Here is an 18665-nt window from a genome sequence, read left to right as displayed (position 1 = left end):
CTCGATTGTGTAACCATTGACTGTTCACGAGAGAACATACGTCCGGTTAACTGATTGCGATTTTTGATTGAAAATAGAAGTACGAGAACTGCTCAGATTGATTTTTTAATCAAAACGCAACTCTAGGAGCGTCAATCCACGCTACAGAGTCCACTTGTGATACCCATCTGAATACTTTTTAACATAGCGTTCAGCTGAGAAAGGAAGAACAGGCGACCAAGGCCCGCTACTGAGACTCTGTGTCGGTGCACGATTCGTTTTGATTTTCGAGTTTCGGTACTAGCATATCTTTGCTATTTTAGTGCCAACTGCATTAGGGACACCGTCCGAATATCTGCACAACGCAAATGAACAGTGAAACCGGGAATCATGTCGTCTCGATCCACTTGCGGAACACGAGCTATTGACCTGAGCCATCGCCATGTCACAGATCAAGACACGTGAGCTACGATATAGATACCGTGGACGTCCGGAGTGGGCGCTTTCGGGTGTTACTCTCGACGTCAACGCCGGGGAGTTCATTCTGCTGTTAGGTCCGTCTGGCTCCGGAAAAAGCACGCTTGCAAGATGTTTTAACGGCCTCATTCCCCACAGCGTACCCGGCGAGCTTACTGGAACAATCGAGGTTTGTGGATTCGACGTCACTGAGACGCCAACAGCTGAACTCGCGGAACGAGTCGGTCTCGTGTTCCAGAATCCCTGCTCGCAGTTCGTCACGTCGACAGTTAACACCGAGGTCGCCTTCGGCCTCGAGAACCTCTGCATGCCGCCCGCAGAGATGTCGGACCGAATCACCGATGTCCTAGATGAGGTCGGCCTTTCGGGGTTCGAGACACGCCAAATCGACACGCTTTCAGGGGGAGAGAAACAGAGACTGGCGATTGCGTGCCAGCTGGCGATGGACCCCGAAATTCTCGTGCTTGACGAACCGACGGCGAATCTTGACCCACGGGGAACCGAGAGCGTGTACGGGCTCCTTCGGGAGTTGGCCCGGGACGATTCCAGGACGATTGTGCTAATCGAACACCAGTGCGAATCGCTGATCGAAGCCGTCGACCGGACGCTCGTACTCGACGGGGATGGCAGTTTGTTACTCGAGGGAACTCCGAAAGCCGTCTTTGGCGAGAATCCGCAGCTGCTCCGGCGTGAAGGAGTATGGATCCCTGAGATAACGCAACTCGCACTCGAACTCCGGTCCTGCGAGGGTTGGCCCAGTTCGACGTCGCTCCCCGTCACTGTTGACCAAGCGGTCGATGGCGTCGGTGACATAGTCGCCAAGCGACGGGCCGAGTGGACGGGGTCCGACTCTCAATCATCCGACGCAGGGGGCCGCCCGGAAGGGTGTGTCGACCAGTCAAATCGCGGCGTGGTCCGAGCGGACGGGGCTACCGAACCGGAGGTCAGCGAAGGGGCCACGATGTCGCCCGCACTAGAGATTCGTGGGCTGGACGCTCGGTATGGAACACCCAAGGTGTCGGAACCGGTGCTGAGAGGTGTCGAACTCTCCGTTCCGGACGGCTCATTCCTTGCCCTCGTCGGACCCAATGGAGCAGGAAAATCGACACTCGCGTCACACTGCGTCGGCGTCCGTTCCCCACCATCGGGCACAGTGTTCGTCAACGGACGTGATGTGACGACGCTCTCCTCACGTGAGATCAGTCAACGCGTCGGATACGTGTTCCAGAATCCCGAGTCTCAGTTCATCACTGAGAGCGTCCGGGACGAGCTGGCCTATGGGCTGCGACAGCTCGATTTCGATACCGAGGAAATTGAACAGCGCGTTGAACAGACACTTGAGCGATTCGACCTGACTGGCTATGCTGAGAGAAATCCATTCACTCTCAGCCACGGCGAGAAACGCAGGCTCAGCGTGGCGACGATGCTTGTGGTTGGTCAGGATGTGCTCATTGTTGATGAGCCGACCTACGGACAGGATCGTGCAAACGCCGACGCTCTCATGGAACGGCTGTCCGAGTTGCACGACGCCGGACGGACGGTCGTCGTGCTCACCCATGATATGCGTATCGTTGCGGAACACGCTGACGCCGTCGCCGTACTGGTAGACGGTAAAATACAGTTCCACGGAACTCCGGCGGACCTATTCGCAGACCCCGAGACGCTCTCGGCGGCACACCTCTCTCAACCGCCCCTAGCCGAACTCGTCGAGGGGCTGTCCGGGTTTTCGGGTCCTGCGACGCTGGACCGGTGCTACGAGTACTGTACCGGCGGGCGGACGAAACCGGCGACATGTAATCACAACGTATCTTCCGAACGGACACTGGATTGCGGGGAGGAGCGGTGAGTCTGATGCGGGTCGAACTGACCGATCAGACAGACGATTCGGGGGTACTCCAGCGACTAAATCCTGTGAGTAAGCTCATAGCTATCACACCGGTGATGGGGCTCTTGATGCTCGTCACTGACCCGTACACACCGCTGGCCTTCGTTGTGTTCGGCGCTCTCGTGACAGTCGTCCTAGGTCGTCTCTCACCAGTCGATTACGTCCGTGTGGCCGCCCCACTTGTGACACTCGCTGCGTGTTTTGTATTCGTCTATCCGTTCGTCGTCAGCAGTCCTGGTGGCGTTACCTCAGAAGTCGTGGCGTCCTTCGGGCCACTCACGGTACGACGAGCAGGCATACTGGTTGGGGCCGCCACGGGACTCCGCATCCTTGCACTGTCAGTCTTATCGCTGCTGTTCGTTCTGACGACGAATATAGAATCGTTCCTCGGCGCACTGGTACAGAACCTCGGGCTGCCGTACCAAATTGGCTACAGTGCGATGGCGGCCTTTCGGTTCGCACCCGAGATGCAATCCGATGTGGAGACGATACGTGCAGCCCATACAGTTAGGGGCACACCGGATACCGACGGGATTCGCAACCGACTGTATCGAATGAGTCGCTACGCAATACCCCTGTTTGTGAACTCGATTCGTCGCGCCGAGCGGACAGCTCTTGCGATGGATGCACGGGCCTTCGGCGCATCGAATAAACGAACCCACTACCGCACGCATACGATCACCGGGGTAGACGTCGCGTTCGTCATGGTATTCTGGATGCTATCGGCCGCAATCGTCTTGCTACTGTGGGAACTCGGAGCGCTCGGCACATTGTGTCTTCCCCAATAATAGGGCGCACTTGCTGTTGATTACAGGACGGAACTGCGTAGGGTTGAAGGGTGGATCTTTGAGATTTTTAGGCCAACCTAAAAATTTAAAAGGACATAAACCTAATCAACAAGAGATGTCAGCACTCAACAATCCATGGATAAGCATCAAGAACTGGGAGACGAGAGACTTACTGGTCGTGGCCGCACTGGGTATCGTCCCAGGAGTGGCGCTCTTACCAGTGGTGTTCGTCGGGTTCACGGTCCGTGCAGCAGTTGGACCGCTCGGAACAATCCTGAATGCCGGCTTGTTCTATCTCCCTGGCCTCATGGCGCTGTATATCGTCCGCAAACCTGGGGCGTCGATCCTGAACGGGATATTCGTTGGACTCGTCTGGATCCCGCTCACACCGTTTGGATTCGCCGTTGCGATCCCCACGATAGTGGCCCGGATCGGTTCGGAGATTCCGGTTCTTCTCACACGTTATCGTCGCTTCGACCAGGCGATAATGGTTGTCAGTGGCGCAACGGCAGGACTCCTCGCGCTCGGTGTAATATATATCCCCTCAAGTTTTCAGACCCTGGCGCTACCGATACAAGCTGTCCTCATCGTTGGTCACGGCCTCAGTGGGGCGGTTCTGAGTGGTCTTCTCGGGAAGCTGTTGGCTGATAAACTCGCAGAGACTGGGGTCCTGTCTGCGCATCCAATCGTCGACAGTGTGGACACTGGGGCCTGAAAGTAATGACTAAAATCACAATCTTGTCGGATAACACAGTTGCACAGCCCTACCCCCGTGGGTTGCGTGGTGAGTGGGGGTTTTCGGCCGCGATCGGAGACGTGCTTCTGGATACTGGCCAGTCGGCTGCCATACACAACGCGAAACTACTCAGTGTGCCAGTTGAGGAATTCGAATCTGTCGTGGTAAGCCATTCGCATTTCGACCACACAAGCGGAATGCTGGACGTATTGAACGTGATGGACCAGCCCAACGTGTACTGTCACCCCAACATCTGGGATAACCGATATCTCGACCGTGAGGGGCAGTTCGACGGTTCACCGCTTGGAATACCATACACGAAGTCGACGATCGAAGCGAAGGCGGATGTCGTCGAACATCGAGACCCCGTTGAGGTTGCTGACGGCATCCACGCACTCGGCGAGATCCCTCGAACGCATCAGGATCACGTGATCGGCAAAGTTGAACGGGAAGGCAGCATCGTCGAGGACCCGATCGTAGACGACCAGTCAGTCGTTGTCGAGACTGATGATGGATTGGCACTGGTGTTGGGTTGCTGTCACGCCGGGTTGCGGAACACAGTCGAGCACGCGGAATCGGTGTGTGACGACGACGTTCGATATATAATCGGAGGGACACACCTCATTGCCGTCGATTCCGAGGAGATTCGTGAGATAGCAGACTGGCTGGCGGAGAAACTCGATCTCCTCGTCGGTGCCCACTGCACAGGAACGACGGCGATGGGGATCCTCAACGAGCGTATTCCAGAGATCTTTGAACCAGCGGGCGTCGGGAATACGATACGGTTCGACGGAAAGTGACCATCTACATATTCTCCGATATCATAAAGATGAAGTAATGTCATATTTCAAACTATTATCCGAGGTTGTGGTAATTGATATAGAGGAGTCAGTAGGCCTGTAATGCGTGAAGTTGATTGATTCGATGAGCGACAACGGATCCAGATGGCTCTCCAAGCGGCCATTGTTGTCAACGAAGTAGTCAACGTTTTGAGACCCCAGCAGTGTAGCTACCCAGAAAACACGCTAACCCGAACAAAATCTCCACTATTCAATTCTAATTTCCGTCTGCTTTCGGATAGTGTAGCTACTCAAATTTCAGCAGCGTCAGCGTGTTGTCCGCTGTAACCACCGGTGAGTGCTTGTAAACCGGGTCATGTTAACATACACGAGCAACTCAACTGGTCACCAAATTGGACAGAGCAGACACGTAAACCCCACAGTAGAAGCACGTAGCTTGAGATTCGTTGGTGTCGTTGCAGCTAAGTACCGCTTTCTCGACCTGTCGCCACTCTCGATTTCTCGCCTGTCGCTATACTCTGTGAGAAGATTCACTCCCTCGATTCGTGATGAACACCGAGTACTGTCGGTAACCGTCGTGTCGGAGTCTGTGCCCCTTCGGTTGGAGAGGCGTACTCGGATATCCACGCGAACGGAGCGTCAGTCTCATACAGTTCCAGTAATTCGAGTTGTCCAAGCGCCGGTCAGGGATGTATTCGACGTAGTCGGCGAACTGCTCGGTACTTATGTCACGTATTTCCTCAGACGTCTCGTAGGTGTGATTTTTTCTAATTCGCCTGCGTCAATAATCAGGCCGACGACTCCGCCGCCGAACCCGTCAGTCCACACGCTGGGGCTTTTTGATAAAATCTATTTGATGAGAGTCATGCAGAATGCATCAAGCACCGAAGCACGCATATACCGAGGGGTGGCGTCGTTTACACAGATAACTCTATCATACCGACCGGTGGGTGGTTAGCTCTCACAGGCCTTGCATTCGAGGATGTCTCGGCTGAACTTCTGTGCGGCGTTCACGCTGTGTTGGTAGTAAAGGCTCTTGATACCTTTCTTCCAAGCCTCGATATAGAGCTGGTTGATTTCCTTGACGCTCACTTCGCTCGGATCAATCGAGACGTTCAGGCTCTGTGCCTGATCAATGTGGTTCTGCCGCTGTGCTGCCTGGTTGATGATCGCCATTTGTGGGATCTCGGTGAAGGTCTTGAACACCTCCTTCTCCTCGTCGGTCAGACAGTTGAGGTGTTGCACACTCCCGTCGTTCTGTGCGATGCTGTCCCAGACTTCACGCTCGTCTCTACCTCGCTTTTTCAGTATCGCCTCGAGGAACCGGTTCTTCTGCGTCGATTTCAGCTTCGCACCGTCGCGGACGAAGTAGTTCGATTTTAGCGGTTCGATGCTCGGACTGACCTGGCCCAAGATGACACTGCTGGATTTCGTCGGGGCCACGCTCATTGTCGTCGCGTTCCGTCGACCGTAGCCTTCGAGCACCTCCGGCTCGCCGAACTCGTCGGCGAGCCGACGGCTCTCCTCGTAACTTCGTTCCTTGATAGTGCGGAAGATTGCCTCGTTTTTCTCCATTGCCTCCATGCTGTCGAACGGAATCATCTCGCTCTGGAGGTAGCTGTGCCAGCCGAGAACGCCGATGCCGATCGCTCTGTGTTGTTTCGCAAACCGCACCGGGCGCTCCATAAACTGCGTTCCCTCTGCCTCTTGGATAAACTCCTCCATGACGGCATCAAGGAACCGCGTCAGCGTTTCCACTGCGTCGGTATCCTTCCACTCGTCATAGTGGAGCGCGTTCATCGAGGAGAGACAACAGACGAAACTCTCATCCGGCGTGGCTGGCAGTGCAATTTCGGTACACAGGTTGGAGGCATTGATTTCGTAGCCCTTGTCCTTGTAGACCTGTGGCTTCCCTTCGTTCATGTTGTCCCGGAAGATGATGTATGGGACACCGATGTTGATCCGCGTCTCGATGATTTCTGCCCACGTCTCTCGCTTTTCCTCGTCACCGTCGACCATCGCCTGGAACCAGTCGTCACCGATGATGACGCCGTAGTAGATGTCTTGAACGGGATCGCCCTCGGTCTTGATGTTGAGCCATTCGTCCAGGTCGTCGTGTTCAACGTCTATGTACCCCGCAAACTGGCCGCGCCGCGTCTCGCCTTGGCTGACGACGTTAATGATCGTGTCGAACAGCTCGGTGAAGCTGTAGCTCCCGTTGCTCTTGCCGTTGTTCGTGATCGGGCTGCCTCGGGGCCGGATCTCGCCGAAGTACCCGCTTGTCCCGCCGCCTAACTTGGTCATCTCGCCCACTTCGGCCTGCGTGTAGAGGATGCTCTCCATGTCGTCTTCCATGTAGCTACCGAAGCAGCTGATGGGCAGACCTCGGTCCAGACCGAAGTTCGACCACACCGGACTCGCGAGGCTGTAGAAGCCCCGACCCATGTAGTCATAGAACTTGTCAGCGAAGCCGTCGTCGTCCAGGATTTCCTCGGCCCGCTCCGCAATCTCCCTGACCCGCTCCTCGGCCGTGACGCCCTCGGTCAGATACCCCTCGTTGAGGAACGCCCGGCTGTCCTCGTTCAGCCAGTAGAACGGTTCCTTGTGATGCTGGTTGACCTCGTCGAGTGTTGGTTCTGTTTGTGCCATCGTTAGAACATGTCCTCCGCGGTGACGCTCTGTGCGTGTTTGTTGTACGTGGTTGACCGCTTGCTGAAGAAGTCGTTGTCCTTCGTCATCATGATGTCCTCGTCGAACCACCGTGTCTCCTCGAGCAGGTCATCGTCCGGGTCGAATATCGACTCGACACCGACGTTCTCGAGGCTCTGGTTGAACCGGTCCCGCAGGAACGCGTCGACGTGTCTCCGGGGAAGGAACTCCAGCTCGCCCTCTCCGAAGATCCAGTCCAGGATCTTCATCTCTGCCTCGAACGCCTGCTGACAGGCCGCTTGGACCTCTTCTTCGAAGTCCTCGTCGAAGAGGTCCGGGTTCTCCTCGCGAATCGTCTCCACGAGTTCGACACCGAACAGGCCATGAATCTGTTCCTCCTTGCTGGTCGCTTCGACAGCGTTCGCGATCCCCTTGAACTTCTTTTCGTGTTTGTCGAAGCTCGTCATGATGAGGAACTGCGAGAACAGCGAGACGTGCTCGACGAACGTGGAGAACAGCAGGAGGCTCATCACGTACTCCTGTGCGTCGTCGCTCTCGCTCTTTTCGAGGTACTCGTCGAGGTAGTCGATCCGTTCCTCGATTGCGGAGACGTCGGTCACCTCCTCGAAGTCCTCCGTAATCCCCAGGATATCGAGAAGGTGGCTGTACGCGTCCATATGTCTGACCTCGCTCTCGGCGAAGGTCATGCCGACGTTCCCGATCTCCGCTTTGGGCATCTCGTCGTAGATTTCTGCCCAGAAGGTCTTGACCTGGACCTCGATCTGCGCGATGGCCAGCATCGTTCGCTTGATGACGGTCTTTTCGGCCGGAGTCGTGTTGACCTTGAAGTCCTGTACGTCTCCCGAGAAGTTGAACTCCGTGTGAACCCAGTAGCTGTTCCGTATCGCGTCTTTGTACTCGAGGACGTCGGGGTACTCGTACGGTTTGAGCTGCGTTCGTTCGGAGAAGATGTCGGTCTCCGAATTTCTGCCTGTGGTTTTGTTTTCAGTCATTGGCACGTACGACCGGAGAATCGTTCTCTGTTGGTTGGTTCTCTGTACCTCTGGACGTGGGCCATGCTCACCCGGTCAAGAATTGACCGACCATTCGTTTGATTTGCGTATGTTTGTGTCATTGTGATTTGTTCGAGGCTTCGAAGTCGTCAAGCTCTGCATCCAAGACTGCATCAAGTTCGTTCAGGAATTCCTGTGGCTCAGAGAATGCCTTGTAGACGGAGACAAATCGAATGTAGGCTACCTTATCGAGCGTTCGGAGGTTCTCAGAAACGAGTTCGCCGATTCGACTTGAAGGGACAATACGTGCCTCTCGGCCTTGCAGTTCGCTCTCGATATCATCGACGAGAGTAGTCACTGCTGTCTCGGTTACACCTCGTTTCTCGACGGCTCGCTCGATTCCCGCGCGGAGTTTCTGTCGGTCGAACGGTTCGATGGTTCCGTCGCGCTTTTTCACTTGGAGGGACTCCCACTCCGGACGTTCGTAGGTAGTAAAGCGGAGCGAACAGTGTTGACACTCGCGACGCCGTCGGACGGAGGTTCCGTCGGCACTGGTCCCTGTATCGACAACACGCGTTCGCTCGTTCCCGCAGTCCGGGCAGTTCATAGTTGTCACTGCTTAATTCTCCAGGGTATTAACCCCATATGTAGTACATCCCGAATTTGACCGCAACATCTGATGGTGAACACTGTCAAATAAGCCTTTCCAAATAGAATTTAGATAACACAATTGAGTTTGATTTGTGGATGTGGCTATTTGAGATGAGATGCATTGCGAATACCAGCCACAAATTCTGGTCTGATATCAACGACAATCAGCTCACCCTCAGGCTATGTGATAATGTTGTGGTTTAGAGTATATCAGGTGACAGGAATCTGGAAAAAAACACCAGTATCGCCCTCACGGTTGTTGAACGACTGATTTATACGTTATCGTTGGTCGATAACGTTGGAATTTGCACTCTGGCATCCGAGAATCAATCTTGATAGTAGTAAGGAACGTTTAAAAAGTTTCATCACAGAACCTGAAGCGACATCATCTATGACGGGGCAACAACGAAACCAACAGTTGCACAGACGGGGCTTTCTCGCTGCCATTGGTGGCACCGTCGCTCTTGCTGGCTGTCTCTCAGGGACGGGAGACGACAGCAGCGAGAGTCGTCTACCACTCACAGAACGGACACTTCGGTACGGGGCGGTACTACCCCAATCAGGGGCGCTCGAAGCGGCTGGGCAGGTGCTCATCAACGGGGCAGCGCTCCCGGCCAAAGAACTCGAGGATGCAGGTATCCCAGCGGAAGTCGAGTTTCAGACTCGAGATTCGGAGACAACACCGACGGGTGCTATCGACGCTGCACAGTCACTAATCGAGGACGGATTTCCAGCTATCGTTGGAGCGGCAGCATCTGGAGGGACTCTCCAGATGGCCCAACAGGCGACAATCCCGGCAGAAGTGGTCTCCTGCAGTCCATCGGCGACGACGCCGACGCTGTCGATACTGAGTGACAGGGGGTATTCGTTCCGGACCGCGCCGGTCGACTCATTGCAGGCCGTCATCGTCGCCCAGCTTGCGACAGCCGAACACGACGCCTCGTCGGCGGCGACGCTCTACGCACAGGGTGACTATGGACGACAGCTATCAGGTGCGTTTTCTGCATCCTTTGACGGCGAGATACTTGCACAGCAGTCTTACTCGCCCGAGTCCGACTCCTACCGCGGAGTCCTCGACACCGTATTGGACGGGGACCCAGATGTCCTGTTCGCCGTCGGCTACCCGGAGGGAGGGATTCCGCTGCTGGAGACGTACTACGAGGAGTACGAGAACGACGAAGTCTTGTTTATCAGTGACGGGCTGATCGATGGCACTGTCCAGGAGAGCGTCGATTTTCACGACGCTGTCTACGGGGTCGTGCCAGCCTCCGTCGGCCCTGGACAGGAGCGTTTCGTATCGATGTACAACGAAGAGTACGGGACAGAGCCGGGGCTGTTCGGCTCGAACACCTACGACGCGGCGGCGACAATCCTGCTGGCAAACGCGGCCGCAGGAGAAAACGATGGAGCGGCTATTGCTCGACAGATGCGAGAGGTAACCGTCGCCGGTGGAACAGAGATCCAACCGGGCGAGCTGGCTGACGGTATCGAGCGAGCCGGAGCCGGCGAAAAGGTCCACTACCGCGGTGCAGCCGGCGAAATCGAGTTCGATGAGAACGGCGATGGCGGCCCAGTCCAGTACGAGTATCTCACCTTCACCGACAGCGGCCGAGAGATTCTCGACCAGCTAACGCCGCCGGAGGGCTCAGCATGAGCGAAAACGAAACCACCGACGACAGTCAACCGCTGTCTACACGCTTCGTGCCGGCGTTTATCCGCCGGAGCTACCGGGCAAAGTTCATTCTCACGATACTGGCCGTCGTCGTTGTCATCTCGGCGGTCGGGGCCGCGGGGTATTTCAATGCCCAGCAGACCGTTCAGGACGATGCCGAACAGCAGCTGACCGCGACAGTCGAGATGCACGCGGACTCCATTAACCAGTGGACGATTTCGATGGAGTCACACACGCGGTCGCTCTCCTCCGCCCCCGAGCTTGCGGGCACAGGCCAGGAGCGTGCCGAAGCACACGTGATACAGGAGCAGGCGAAGCTCCCCGTCGATGTACGAGCGATCCATATTGTCGACACGAACGAGGATCAGGTGCTCACGAGCACGAACGCGGAGATTCGTGGAGAATCCCTCGACAGCATCGGTGAGCCGTGGACAGAGATCAATCTGGGTATCGACCTTACCTCGGCAAACGATGTCTGGAACTCCCCGACCGCCTACAGCGACCAGACTCTCGACGACCAGGTGATGTCGTTTGCTAGCCCGATTGAGGGCGACGAGTCCCGGATTGCGGTGCTCGTCGGTACCATCGAGTACCGCGTCGACGGACTCCGACAGCTCCACGACGACCAACAGACCCTCATCGTCGACACCGAGAACCGTACCGTACTGGGGAATGACGACCTCAGTGGCGACTTCGACCAGGAACTTGTTGCTGACCTCGGGACCACGAGGGACGGAGCCGAGTTCGAACAGGACAGCGAGACAGTCACCGCATACGCCGCCCTTCCGGACAACGAGTGGGTTGCAGTCTCGACAGTTCCGACCAGTCAGGCCTTTGCAGCCAGTGACGCGGTCGGGCTAACACTCGTAGTCGTCATTGGAACAGGCCTGCTATCGCTGCTGGTGGGTGGGTTTGTCCTCGCTCGCCAGACAGTCACGCCGCTCAAAGACCTGCGTGACAAAGCCGAGAAAATCGAGGACGGAAACCGAGCTGTCGACCTCAGGACAGGCCGTACTGACGAGGTCGGCCGCCTCTATCGGGCGTTCGACGAGATGCGGACCTCACTCGATGCACGCATAACGGCCGCAGAAGAGGCCCAGAGTGAGTCAGAACAGGCAAAGAGCGAAGCCGAGCAGGCAAAAGAGGACGCAGAGGCCGAGCGAGAACGCATCTCAGCGATGATGGACGAGCTCGAACGCGTCGCTGACCAGTACGGCGAGACGATGCGTGCGGCCGCAAACGGGGACCTCACCGTCCGCGCGGATGTGGAGACAGACAACGAACAGATGCGTACCATCGGCGAAGAGTTCAACGCGATGCTCGCGGACATCGAAACTGCAGTCGGCGAGGTCAAACAGTTCGCAGCCGATGTCAGGAGCGCGAGCGAAGACGCAACGACCTCTACAAAGGAAGTCAAATCCGCGAGCGAGCAGGTGTCGACCTCGATTCAGGAGATCTCGGTCGCGACGGAGAAACAGAGCGAACGGCTGGGCGAGACACAGACCGAGATGTCGAACCTCTCGGGGACGACCGAAGAGATCGCATCGACAGCCAGCGAGGTTGCTGGCGTGGCGGAACAGACCGTCGAATCGAGCGAGGCGGGGCAGGCAGCCGCCAGAGACGCAATCACCGAGATGAACCAGGTCGAAGAAGAGTCCGAGCGGGCAGTCGAGACGATTCGCTCGCTTGAGACGGAAGTCGAACGAATCGACGAGCTCGTCGATGCAATCTCCGACGTGGCCGATCAGACGAACATGCTCGCACTCAACGCCTCAATCGAGGCCACGCGCGCGGGAGAGGGCAACAACGCGGATGGGTTCGACACAGTCGCCCAAGAGATCAAGGCCCTGTCTGCCGACGCCAAGGAGGCTGCCAACGAGATAGAGGCCCGGATCCAGACGATTCGCGGCCAGACCCAGGAGTCTGTCGAGGTCGTCGAAGCGACACGCGACAGGGTGAAACAGGGGACCGAGGCCGTGGAGCCGGCCGTCGAAGCGCTCGAAGGAATTACCACCTACGCCGAGGAGACCAACAACGGCGTCCAGGAGATTTCGGCGGCGACCGACGAACAAGCAAAATCTACCGAGGAGGTGGTATCAGCAGTCGATGAAGTGGTCGCTTCGAGTGAAGAATCCGCTGCGGAGGCAGAGACAGTCTCGGCGGCCGCAGAGGAACAGACCGCGTCAATCACCGAGGTGACCGACAGCGTTGCCACGCTGGCAGACCAAGCATCGACGCTCTCAGACCGGCTCGAACGGTTCGAAACAAAAACACGCTAGACGTGTCAGTGACGGCTCGTATCTTGCGAGTCAACCCTCTCGTACTGATTGGTGCGGTACGTTTCGTGACTGAGACATAAGACGATTCGTATCATATTGTGTGGATAGCAGCTGCTGTTGTCACGGCGAGGGAAACCCGCAAAATTGCTATCGGTGTGGCATGCAAACCAGAGAGCATCGGCGTCCCGCCGGCCGTTCTACAAGACCGGCGTATCCCAGTATGACGGTTCTGAGATTGCGCATCACAGATCTATTTGAGTAGCTACACTATCCGAAAGCAAACAAAAAATATATATGATTTTATATAGATATCCTTTCGTACGCATGGTACCCCTGCCCTCACACCTGTTGTTGCTCTCCGTCGATGCCTGGTTGGACCCGCTTGTCGTCCTCCCGTTGCTCGTCGAACTCGCGGTACTCGGTCGCGGGATATACACCCGTGAGCCGACCGACATCGTGCTTGCTACCATTGCCGTTCCGTGCCTCTTCTTCTCACTGTGGGCCGTTGTAGAGAGTGGAAATCCGTCCGGTGTTATCTGGGGCGGCCTGTTCTCCGCAGCTGCTGGTGGTATTCTGACGTTCCTTGTCGTGTCCGACATAGTTCTCAGAGCTTCTCTTTTGACACGCACGGCGGATTGATATCTTCCCTGTTATAAATCCTGAGGCAGTCGCCTCTAATATCCGTAACCCCCACCACAGACAGATTTGTTTTTGGCTGGCCTAAAGTTCGTAACTGTTTTGTATATTTAGGCAGGCCTAATTCATATGTTCAAAAAATATCCGACACACAAGAGACCCACGCGAAGCAAGTACGTGGAGATCAGCAACGGAGTGATCTACGTATGACTGCAAGCGAAACGACATCGACAGATAACTTCGATGTCGTCATCGTCGGTGGTGGGCCGACAGGCTGCTCGGCGGGCGTGTTTTGCGCCCGAGAGGGGCTTGACACACTCATTTTCGACCGCGGTCGATCCTCGATCCAGCGGTGCGCTCACCTGGAGAACTATCTCGGCTTTCCGGCGGGAATCGACATCGAGACGTTCTACGAGCTGATTCAGGACCACGCGGAAACGGCCGGTTGTGAGATTGTTCCCGATCTTGTCGAATCGGTCGAGCGCACTAACGACGGGGACGGCTTCCGGGTCACACCACAGGACGGTGACGCTGTCAATGCCCGACGGGTGATTGCGGCAACGCGCTACGACGGCGAGTACATGCGTGGGCTCGACGACGATGCGGCGATGTTCGAAAGCCACGAACACGGCGGCGAAGAACACGAGCACTTCGACCGAGAGTACGCCGACCACGACGGGACAACGCCGGTTTCGTCGCTGTATGTCGCCTCGCCGTCTGAGGAGACTGACTCGCAGGCGATTATGGCAGCAGGCCGTGGCGCACGAGTCGCCCATCGGGTCATTGCCGACGTTCGGATGGACGACGGATGGTGGCAGGAAGTCGCCGAAGGTGTTGACTGGGTCCGACGTGAGGCCGAACTTAATGACGAGTGGAGCGACCGCGACAGGCGGATTGAGTGGTTCGACAACCATTACGGGGAAGATGCACCTGTCGACTCGGACTCCGACCGGTTCCAGCGGGTCCGCTCGGCATGTATCGACGATTCAATGTCGTCGTACGTTTCGCCCGACGAGATTGGTGCACGGGCTGTGACAGGGCAAGAATCGCTCGCGGCGAAGCTCGACCCAGAACACGTCGCTGCAGCAATAGATGACGAGACACTCCTCGAACATGTCGACGACGACCAGATACTCGCTATGGCCGAAACCATACACACCAGTCCAAAGGCTGCAGGTGGCGACGAATGAGCGGACAGATGGTCCACGAAGGAGTCAGCAAAACACCAGTTGACGGGAGAGACACTGCGACAGTGTGTGAGACCGATGAGTAACGAGACATCGGTTGGTGACGGATCGGTGACGAGAACCCGCGACACTCGGCGGTTCGTTTGGCTGTTCGATCGTAAATTGGTGGCGACTGCGATCGGGAGCATTGCAGTGGTTGTACTCGCGGGACTGGTGCAGGTGAGCTTCGGATCGTTCTCAATGAGTCTCGGCAAGACGTGGTCGGCGGTGTTCAACCCGGACGTAGTCCTGAACCAACAGGCCTGGAACGCGTTTCTCTTCGGCGGCGAGATGCCGGAGATGAGCAAGGAGAGCCTTATCGTCTGGAATATCCGTCTGCCGCGAGTGTTCGTTGCGATTATCGTCGGAATGAACCTCGCGGTGTCGGGTGCGATTTTCCAGGCTATCACCCGAAATGAACTGGCAAGTCCGTTCATCCTCGGCGTCTCCTCGGGTGCCGGGCTGATGATTCTCGCCGTACTCGTGGCGATTCCCTCCTTTGTCCTGGCGTTCCCATTTCTCACGCCGGCCGGTCCACAGGGAGGTCTGGTATGTGGCGCGATTCTCGTCGCGTGGCTCCTGGGGCTTGGTGGTGCCTGGTGGTACGGAATCGAAAACCAACAGTTACTCATCGCAGGTCTGCTCGGGCCTGCAGCCCTCGCAGTTGCGTTTGTCGCCGCCCCCGGTGCCAGTCTGCCAGTCGGTGTCGGAGAGGTGGCGTTTACCGCCTCGTCGTTACTTCCGGTCATAGCGGCTCTCGGCGGAATAGCGGCGTTTCTAATTGTCTATGCAATCGCCTGGAAGAATGGCACCTCCCCCGTTCGGCTGGTGTTGGCTGGCGTGATTGTCGGTACCGTTTTCAACAGCCTGCAGACCGGGTTGTTCTTCTTCGCAGACAACCTCGCCGTCGTCCAGTCGGCGATTGCCTGGACGACTGGCTCGTTGACAGGAACTGACTGGGAGCAGGTGCGGATGGTGCTCCCGTGGTCGGTCGTCTCAATCGGGCTTGCAATTGCCGGCGCACGGCAGTGTAACGTGATGTTACTCGGCGAGCAAACCGCCAAATCACTGGGCATGTCCATCGAGAAGGTGCGGTTCGCGCTTTCGGGCGTGGCTGTGTTGGCGGCGGCTGCGAGTATCGCCGTCGCAGGTATCGTCGGTTTTGTCGGTCTGATTGTCCCACATATGGTTCGGAATCTGGTCGGCAGCGACTACAAGAAGGTAATCGTCGGCTGTCTGTTCGTCGGCCCCGCATTGATGGTCGGTGCAGATGCCGGGGCGCGGTTGGGAATGGGTGTACTGACCGGCTCTGACGGTCAGATACCTGTCGGTATCGTTACCGGCCTCGTTGGCGGGCCGTACTTCCTGTATCTGATGCGCAAGAAAGAAGCAATGGGTGAGATCTGAGATGGTACTAAACCTAGCTACCACACAACATCAAAACGGCACTGAGGAATCGGTCTCAAAAGAAGCTGCGGCCGAGACAACCGACGCAGAAACGGCGAGCGAGCTGTCAGGAGAGGATCTAGTCATCGGGTACCCGTCGATGGACGACCCGGTCATCGAAGACGAGACCCTCGTCGCCGAACCCGGTGCAGTGACTGCGCTGGTCGGTCCGAACGGCTCAGGCAAAAGTACCCTGTTGAAGGGGCTTGCTAAACAGCTCACTCCCAAAGTAGGCTCAGTGTTGGTCGACGATCAGGACGTGTTCGAGATGGACACCAAAGAGCTGGCTCGCAAGCTCGGGTTGCTCTCTCAGGAGAGTACCTCGCCAAATTCGATCACTGTCGAAGATCTCGTCTACCACGGCCGATACCCCCATCGCGGCTTCTTCGAGACGGTCACCGAGGAAGACCAGCAGGCAGTTAATCAGGCAATCGAGCGTGCGGGCTGTGGCCACCTCCGCGAGCGCGAGGTGGGCAGTCTGAGCGGTGGGCAGAAACAGCTCGCGTGGATCGCAATGGTGCTCGCCCAGGACACTGACGTGTTGCTGCTCGACGAACCGACGACCTTCCTCGACATGCATCATCAGCTAGAGGTGATGGAGATTATCGAGACACTCCGGGACGAGAGCGACATTACGGTTGTCGTCGTGCTTCACGACATCGAGCAAGCCGCCCGCCTTGCTGACCGGATTGTCGCGCTCAAAGACGGGAAGATACAGGCGCGTGGTACACCCGAGGAGGTCGTCACTGAGGAGCTGCTCGCGGACGTGTTCGAGATTGATGCTGTCGTCGATGTTACCGATCGCGGACCCCGGGTTACGCCGATTCGCGCGCGCCACGACACCGACGATGATGTGTCGGAAGACAGCGAGACGATACCGCAAAATGCGTCCGGAATGGAGTAATCAAAGGCGACGAGATCGTCAATTGCGGCGATCACGACGAGCTGCTGCTAGTAGGTGGGCTGTACGTAAATCACAGGGCCCCAAAGGCCGAAGATAGCCGCCAGAAGCAATCGGTGAGCGGGATTCTTGCGGGTATGTTGGCCACTAATATTTTAGGTACGCCTAAAAATCGACAGAGTTATTCGTATTAGGGTCACCTAAAAATACATGTCGAGAGAGAATACAACACAGGAGGAACCGACGCGGCGGGACTACATGAAATACGGCGGGGCAGTTGCAGTCGGCGGCTTCCTTGCCGGGTGTACCGACGATTCGAGCTCGGGGTCAGAACCCGAAGACAGCACAGAGTCAACCCCGACCGCGACCCCTGAGCAGGCCGGCGATGGTGAATCGACACCGAGCGCCACCGAGACAGAGACCAACACGGATGAAAAATCCTACTCTGCGTCGATGCCGCCGATGGGCGAACTGACGCTCGAAGAGCCCCCTTCGACATGGGTTGGTGGGCTCGGCTTCACCGCTGACGTGTTGACCGCACTCGGCCAGGCCGACGGTGCTGTCGGGATGGCCGACCCTCGGTTCTGGTACCAGGGGTTCTACGACTTCCTCGACGGTGTGACAGTACCAGCTAAGGATGAGCTCACCAAGTACACGACGACGGAGCGTAATACGGATCTCGAGGCGTTGTACGACCTCGACCCAGATCTGGTGGCTTTTGACCCGAACCCTCTCCTCGCGATTTACGGACTCGATACAGAGGAAGCCGAGGAAATTCAGGAGAATATCGCGCCATGGTTCGGGAACGAGAGCCGGCGAAAGCGTTTCGATGGGTGGACCCATTGGCCCGTCGGCGAATCGTATCCCTACATGTCAATTCCAGAGTATATCCCCAAGTACGCCGCACTCTTTGGCGAGCAGGAACGGGGCCAAGCGATACTCGACCTGTACGAGCCGTTTATCGAGGATATTAGGTCACGCGTTCCCGAAGAAACCGAGCGCCGGACAATGGCTCTGGTAAACGGCCGGTATAACCCCGAGAACCGCGATGGGTGGCTCGTCTACAACCCGAAGTCGGAGGTCGAAAAGACGTGGGGAAAGAAACAGTACCGGGACCTGGATGTTACCGACGCTTTCGAGGGCGCATACAGCGGTCAAACGTCGGTCAAGATGGGGTACGAAGGGCTGTTGGAGTACGACCCGGATGTTATCATCTTCAACTTTGGAATTACGTATCGTGACTTCCAGGGCAAGAACCTGATTCAACAGCAGCGAGAACTCCTCCAAGACCATCCGGTCGGAAGCCAGCTGACCGCAGTCAAGAACGACGACCTCTACCTCGGCGGCACTCCGTACCAGGGCCCCATCATCAACTTGTTCCAGACAGAGATGGCGGCCAAACAGCTCTACCCCGACGAATTCGGGTCCTATCCAGGATACGGAGAAATCCCGGAAGACGAGCAGCTATTCGACCGCGGGCGACTTGCTGACATTATCAACGGCAACATCTGAGCGAGACCCGCGTTT

The 18665-nt window shown here is 56.8% G+C and carries 14 protein-coding genes; 11 read left to right on the top strand and 3 right to left on the bottom strand.

The window, feature by feature from the left end:
* Nucleotides 1-421 precede the first annotated feature (421 nt).
* From OSC37_RS02080 to OSC37_RS02065, 4 genes are all read left to right on the top strand, one after another.
* Nucleotides 422-2302 carry an ABC transporter ATP-binding protein gene (locus OSC37_RS02080; RefSeq protein WP_267162947.1) on the top strand — a complete coding sequence of 627 codons (1881 nt, stop codon included), beginning with the start codon at nt 422-424 and terminating at the stop codon, nt 2300-2302.
* Between the two features lie 5 nt (nt 2303-2307).
* The gene (locus tag OSC37_RS02075; RefSeq protein WP_267164144.1) at nt 2308-3129 is read left to right on the top strand and encodes an energy-coupling factor transporter transmembrane component T family protein; all 822 of its coding nucleotides are present in this window, start codon (nt 2308-2310) and stop codon (nt 3127-3129) included.
* Between the two features lie 115 nt (nt 3130-3244).
* Nucleotides 3245-3844, top strand: coding sequence for an ECF transporter S component (locus OSC37_RS02070; protein ID WP_267162946.1), 600 nt, complete (start codon nt 3245-3247; stop codon nt 3842-3844).
* A gap of 5 nt (nt 3845-3849) precedes the next feature.
* Entirely contained in the window at nt 3850-4665 is an 816-nt protein-coding gene (locus OSC37_RS02065; protein WP_267162945.1) for an MBL fold metallo-hydrolase, read from the top strand.
* Between the two features lie 954 nt (nt 4666-5619).
* On the opposite strand, the gene OSC37_RS02055 is transcribed toward OSC37_RS02065, so the two are convergent.
* From OSC37_RS02055 to nrdR, 3 genes are all read right to left on the bottom strand, one after another.
* On the bottom strand, nt 5620-7314 hold the full coding sequence (locus tag OSC37_RS02055) for a ribonucleoside-diphosphate reductase subunit alpha (protein WP_267162944.1): 1695 nt from the start codon (nt 7312-7314) through the stop codon (nt 5620-5622).
* A gap of 2 nt (nt 7315-7316) precedes the next feature.
* Nucleotides 7317-8327 (bottom strand): ribonucleotide-diphosphate reductase subunit beta, encoded by a 1011-nt coding sequence (locus tag OSC37_RS02050; RefSeq protein ID WP_267162943.1) that lies wholly within the window; start codon nt 8325-8327, stop codon nt 7317-7319.
* 118 nt (nt 8328-8445) lie between these two features.
* Entirely contained in the window at nt 8446-8934 is a 489-nt protein-coding gene (gene nrdR, locus OSC37_RS02045) for a transcriptional regulator NrdR (protein WP_267164143.1), read from the bottom strand.
* Nucleotides 8935-9369: 435 nt separating this feature from the next.
* Here nrdR and OSC37_RS02040 point away from each other — a divergent pair, with 435 nt between their 5' ends.
* The 7 genes from OSC37_RS02040 (at nt 9370) to OSC37_RS02010 (ending at nt 18650) form a co-directional block, all read left to right on the top strand.
* Complete coding sequence (locus OSC37_RS02040) at nt 9370-10632, top strand: ABC transporter substrate-binding protein (protein ID WP_267162942.1); 1263 nt, start codon at nt 9370-9372, stop codon at nt 10630-10632.
* The gene (locus OSC37_RS02035; RefSeq protein ID WP_267162941.1) at nt 10629-12929 is read left to right on the top strand and encodes a methyl-accepting chemotaxis protein; all 2301 of its coding nucleotides are present in this window, start codon (nt 10629-10631) and stop codon (nt 12927-12929) included. Before OSC37_RS02040 ends, OSC37_RS02035 begins: the two co-directional genes overlap by 4 nt.
* 324 nt (nt 12930-13253) lie before the next feature.
* Nucleotides 13254-13568, top strand: a complete 315-nt coding sequence (locus OSC37_RS02030; RefSeq protein ID WP_267162940.1) for a hypothetical protein — start codon at nt 13254-13256, stop codon at nt 13566-13568.
* Nucleotides 13569-13771: 203 nt separating this feature from the next.
* A complete protein-coding gene (locus OSC37_RS02025; protein WP_267162939.1) occupies nt 13772-14755 on the top strand; it encodes an NAD(P)/FAD-dependent oxidoreductase in 984 nt (327 codons plus the stop codon).
* A 75-nt stretch (nt 14756-14830) separates the two neighbouring features.
* Nucleotides 14831-16198 carry a FecCD family ABC transporter permease gene (locus tag OSC37_RS02020; RefSeq protein WP_438267591.1) on the top strand — a complete coding sequence of 456 codons (1368 nt, stop codon included), beginning with the start codon at nt 14831-14833 and terminating at the stop codon, nt 16196-16198.
* 1 nt (nt 16199) lies between these two features.
* Nucleotides 16200-17141, top strand: a complete 942-nt coding sequence (locus OSC37_RS02015; protein WP_267162937.1) for an ABC transporter ATP-binding protein — start codon at nt 16200-16202, stop codon at nt 17139-17141.
* A gap of 207 nt (nt 17142-17348) precedes the next feature.
* Entirely contained in the window at nt 17349-18650 is a 1302-nt protein-coding gene (locus tag OSC37_RS02010) for an ABC transporter substrate-binding protein (protein WP_267162936.1), read from the top strand.
* Nucleotides 18651-18665: the final 15 nt, after the last annotated feature.

Source organism: Halovenus salina (assembly GCF_026410925.1).
In the GTDB taxonomy this organism is placed as follows: Archaea; Halobacteriota; Halobacteria; order Halobacteriales; family Haloarculaceae; genus Halovenus; species Halovenus salina.
This window is presented reverse-complemented; position numbering and strand designations above follow the sequence as displayed.

What these genes read in the sequence shown, in the direction of transcription:
- nrdR (WP_267164143.1), bottom strand. Translation starts at nt 8,934, where the DNA reads ATGAACTGCCCGGACTGCGGGAACGAGCGAACGCGTGTTGTCGATACA.
- OSC37_RS02020 (WP_438267591.1), top strand. Translation starts at nt 14,831, where the DNA reads ATGAGTAACGAGACATCGGTTGGTGACGGATCGGTGACGAGAACCCGC.
- OSC37_RS02065 (WP_267162945.1), top strand. Translation starts at nt 3,850, where the DNA reads ATGACTAAAATCACAATCTTGTCGGATAACACAGTTGCACAGCCCTAC.
- OSC37_RS02055 (WP_267162944.1), bottom strand. Translation starts at nt 7,314, where the DNA reads ATGGCACAAACAGAACCAACACTCGACGAGGTCAACCAGCATCACAAG.
- OSC37_RS02075 (WP_267164144.1), top strand. Translation starts at nt 2,308, where the DNA reads ATGCGGGTCGAACTGACCGATCAGACAGACGATTCGGGGGTACTCCAG.
- OSC37_RS02080 (WP_267162947.1), top strand. Translation starts at nt 422, where the DNA reads ATGTCACAGATCAAGACACGTGAGCTACGATATAGATACCGTGGACGT.
- OSC37_RS02050 (WP_267162943.1), bottom strand. Translation starts at nt 8,327, where the DNA reads ATGACTGAAAACAAAACCACAGGCAGAAATTCGGAGACCGACATCTTC.
- OSC37_RS02010 (WP_267162936.1), top strand. Translation starts at nt 17,349, where the DNA reads ATGTCGAGAGAGAATACAACACAGGAGGAACCGACGCGGCGGGACTAC.
- OSC37_RS02015 (WP_267162937.1), top strand. Translation starts at nt 16,200, where the DNA reads ATGGTACTAAACCTAGCTACCACACAACATCAAAACGGCACTGAGGAA.
- OSC37_RS02030 (WP_267162940.1), top strand. Translation starts at nt 13,254, where the DNA reads ATGGTACCCCTGCCCTCACACCTGTTGTTGCTCTCCGTCGATGCCTGG.
- OSC37_RS02025 (WP_267162939.1), top strand. Translation starts at nt 13,772, where the DNA reads ATGACTGCAAGCGAAACGACATCGACAGATAACTTCGATGTCGTCATC.
- OSC37_RS02035 (WP_267162941.1), top strand. Translation starts at nt 10,629, where the DNA reads ATGAGCGAAAACGAAACCACCGACGACAGTCAACCGCTGTCTACACGC.
- OSC37_RS02070 (WP_267162946.1), top strand. Translation starts at nt 3,245, where the DNA reads ATGTCAGCACTCAACAATCCATGGATAAGCATCAAGAACTGGGAGACG.
- OSC37_RS02040 (WP_267162942.1), top strand. Translation starts at nt 9,370, where the DNA reads ATGACGGGGCAACAACGAAACCAACAGTTGCACAGACGGGGCTTTCTC.